At 37.2% G+C, this 3,508-nt stretch carries 4 protein-coding genes; 2 read left to right on the top strand and 2 right to left on the bottom strand.

The features are described from left to right. Together V2H77_RS01000 and V2H77_RS00995 are read left to right on the top strand one after the other, a co-directional pair. On the top strand, positions 1-1,059 hold a 1,059-nt coding region (locus tag V2H77_RS01000; protein ID WP_341497308.1), incomplete at its 5' end, for a pyocin knob domain-containing protein. A gap of 9 nt (positions 1,060-1,068) precedes the next feature. After that, complete coding sequence (locus tag V2H77_RS00995; protein WP_341497307.1) at positions 1,069-1,410, top strand: tail fiber assembly protein; 342 nt, start codon at positions 1,069-1,071, stop codon at positions 1,408-1,410. 398 nt (positions 1,411-1,808) lie between these two features. On the opposite strand, the gene V2H77_RS00990 is transcribed toward V2H77_RS00995, so the two are convergent. After that, entirely contained in the window at positions 1,809-2,441 is a 633-nt protein-coding gene (locus tag V2H77_RS00990; protein WP_341497306.1) for a tail fiber assembly protein, read from the bottom strand. Next, positions 2,441-3,508 (bottom strand): phage tail protein (locus V2H77_RS00985; protein WP_341497305.1); only part of this gene is annotated, 1,068 nt, incomplete at its 5' end. The genes V2H77_RS00990 and V2H77_RS00985, both read right to left, overlap by 1 nt.

The following is a 3,508-nucleotide window of genomic DNA, read 5'->3' as shown; positions in this document are numbered from 1 at the left end:
ATTATCACGGATTGGCGAGTTTTTAAAAACCTTGGTTTAGTGGAAACGGTGGGTTTGGCTCAGGGAGCAGTACCGAATAGCCGGAAAGTAAATGGCAAAATTCTGACTGAGGATATCAATATTACTTCTCAGGATATCTTTAATGGGCAGGCAATATCCATCCCCGACAAAGCTGATTTAAATGATTATCAAACGCCAGGGCTTTATTATCAGGGTTTGAATGCACAAGCGGGATCTGGCAATAACTATCCTGAACCATTTGCAGGTTCACTTGTTGTTTTACAGGCTGCTGGGATCATTCAACGCTATTTTGTTTATAACAGTAGTCGAATATATACACGTTCTTTATATTCTTGGAATAGTCCTGATGCAGTATGGTCACCTTGGGCACGAGAATATAACTCGCTCAATAAACCCACTGCATCGGATATTCAGAGTGAACCACGCTATACCACCACGATTGATCTTACTGGCCTGAGTACTGAACGCTATTATCCGGTTTGGTGGAGCTTCCCACCTAATGTCGGAGCGAATTCTTGGTTAACACTTCATAGACCCTATCCATATGATGCAGAAAAAAAACCATTCGGTGAAGGTGTGACACATGTTGCCGGATTACTTGCACAAATAGAAGGAGGAGATATTCCGTGGGGAGGTGATGCTCACTATCTTAATATTAAACGCATAAATCAAACCTACCGTAAAACAATAAAAGCAATCCGTCACGCCATGATAAGTGTCGCCAGACCTGTTGACGGCAAATATCCCCTTTATGGTGATGTAAAATCTGGTGATATTGTAGATTGTTACGTTTATAGTGGTTGTTATTTACGTGGTGGTTTAACTTATTTTACGACCAGTAATTTTCAATCAATCCATTATTCACGTGAAGAAGGAGAGTCAGAAATATATAGATGGTCAAGTGAAGATCTTAAGCGTGAAATGAAGTGGATGGTGAAATCGTTAGTCATCAATGATCCATTATTAGGTGAAGAATACACTGATAATACAATACCTTATTCTCTGGAATATGACACACGTTATCAAAAGAAACCATAATGAGGATATATGATAATATTAAATAAATTAATAGACAAAAATGGTCATGAATATGTTAATGTGCCAGCTGAACCTCACCAATTAGTTTCAATGGGTTTCAGTGAGAAAGAGGCTAAAGAATTATATCAGCAAGCTATCATCGATCAAAAAAATGAAGAAAATTATCGCAAACAATATTATTTACTGAATCGAGCCTCCATTAAAATGGCACCATTACAAGATGCCATTGATTTAGATATTGCTACTGATAACGAAATAACAATGTTGACGGCGTGGAAAAAATATCGTGTCGCGTTAAATCGAATGGATACTACGGCACAAAATATTAAATGGCCAGAGCCACCAGAATAAAATGAATCATTTTTATGGTAATGATAATAACTTATTTACTTAATTAAAGTTCAATGTCGATCTATAAATAGCCAACCCTGTTGTGTTGGCTATTTAAATGGCTTTTAATTTATTCCTATTCTATATTATAAGTAATATTCTTGGCTATAAAATTATCAATTCTTATTGTGGAGAAATAATTACTTGTAGTTTTCTTGTTATTGTTAGTAATTTTCGTGGACTACCAGAAGATATTGAGCGCTAATGTTTGAATTTCAATAACTAAAAGCGTTTTCTGAAAAAATTATAGAAAAGCACATTAATTAATGTTATATAAAAATGGTTTCAGAAACGATAAAGACTTATCATTTAGTTTATAAGTCTTGAATCTACGGCCTGAAAAACAGGCCGTTATTATTTTACTCCAGTCTTTCAGGCCAGTTAATATCTGGTGCTGAAGAAATGTCAATTCGGCTCAGTAATACTAAATACTTTTTCCAGTCTAACAACAATAATTTTTCTTTTTCTGAAGCCAACTCAGTATCTACTGCATGTTGTAGCAATGCGATTGTTTCATTCGCTTGCCGTAACAGTGTTATTCGCTGCTTCTCAGCCTGTTCAATTTGACTGTCTTTTACAGCGGCTTTATCAGTTACCCATTGTGTACCATCCCATTTATCAAAATCAGTGGCAGGTTGCGTGAATGTTAGAAATTCTGATATTTCACCTAGCGCAGTAATTTCATGTTGTGCTCGTGTTTGCTTGTTATAAGCTATTTTTCCACGATAATCAGGTACGATTTGCCAACAACTTTTATCTTCGCTGCGGCAAACAGCCATGTCATCAGAATCTAGAAGTTCTGGTGCGTCTGGATAAGAATTGGCAGGAAGTCCCACTCCTTCCATTAGATATTCTGGTCTGGCGCCAATAAATTCTCTGGAATAAGGTGCTGCATGGTAGATTATCAACCAACCAGCCTTAGTTGCTAATCCGTTATTTCCAAATATTGCGGTTTCTGGTTCTAGAGAATATTTTTGTTTCTGTGTTGTCATTACGCTGCTCTCACTATGTAGTTAAATGCGATATTACGGGGGCGTACTCGAAATGTAGATAATGAAACTGCACCATAAGGATTTAATTGGGTCGAAAAATATTGGCCGCTCCCTAATTCCATTTCCTCAAAATCACCAGCCATAATTTCTGATGGATAATTAGTTGAAAAACGATTAATAGGAGGAGATACCAATACTCCTATATTTGCAGAACCAGCATGGGTGTAAAGATTAGGTAACTTTGTTGAATTTTGATGAGATAATATTTCCCTTTTTGAATCGATACTTCTCCCATTATCCCAACCTCGAATAAATTCACCGCGTAGGTCAGGGAGTGTGCCAGAGGGATATGCTTCCCCTAATTTAGGATATATAGATTTGTCAAACTGCTGGCCACTACAAATAAGATAACCTGCTGGTGCGGTTGGCTTAGACCACGGTAGCGGAATACCAACAAGAATATCATCCTCTGTTAATATCTTACGTTTCCCCCTGAAATTACCATTTTCATCGAAAGCGTAAGTAGAAACGCTGAATGCTTCTGATTCTGAATAACCCCCATACCCGAAAGAAAGTCCGCGAGAGTGCTGCGGGCTATCAACGTTAGGATGAGCTATGTGGATTGCTAATGCTCCTAAATTATCAATTCCATTAGGTCTCAAAAATCCCGAACGACCCAAATGACGTGAATTAGGATCATCATAATAGTTTGCGGTTTTAGCTAATATATAACCTGATGTTTTTGTATTCGTATTTAACTGAATAAATCGACTGTCAGACTCTGATTTAGAATAATGCTCATTAGCTATTGCAACATAGCCGCTCTTTCGGGGGAGGTGAACAACATTTATATTTGAGGAGTCAGATTCACGATATCCTATTGCACAAAAAGAATCTGTTTCATGAGAGGTTGTTTCTATGAAAACATATCGGCCATCTCCCTTTGTTAGTGACAAATTGGAATAATTTCCACTTGTTTTAATATTGTGATTGCCTGACGTAAATGATTCAGTTGAGTCCTTAGGAAGAGCATTTTTCGCCAAATTCACCGTTTCCACTAAACCAAG

Source organism: Photorhabdus sp. P32 (assembly GCF_038085095.1).
Lineage (GTDB): Bacteria > Pseudomonadota > Gammaproteobacteria > Enterobacterales > Enterobacteriaceae > Photorhabdus > Photorhabdus luminescens.
This window is presented reverse-complemented; position numbering and strand designations above follow the sequence as displayed.

Coding starts and splice junctions, on each gene's coding strand:
- V2H77_RS00995 (WP_341497307.1), top strand. CDS start 1,069: ATGATAATATTAAATAAATTAATAGACAAAAATGGTCATGAATATGTT.
- V2H77_RS00990 (WP_341497306.1), bottom strand. CDS start 2,441: ATGACAACACAGAAACAAAAATATTCTCTAGAACCAGAAACCGCAATA.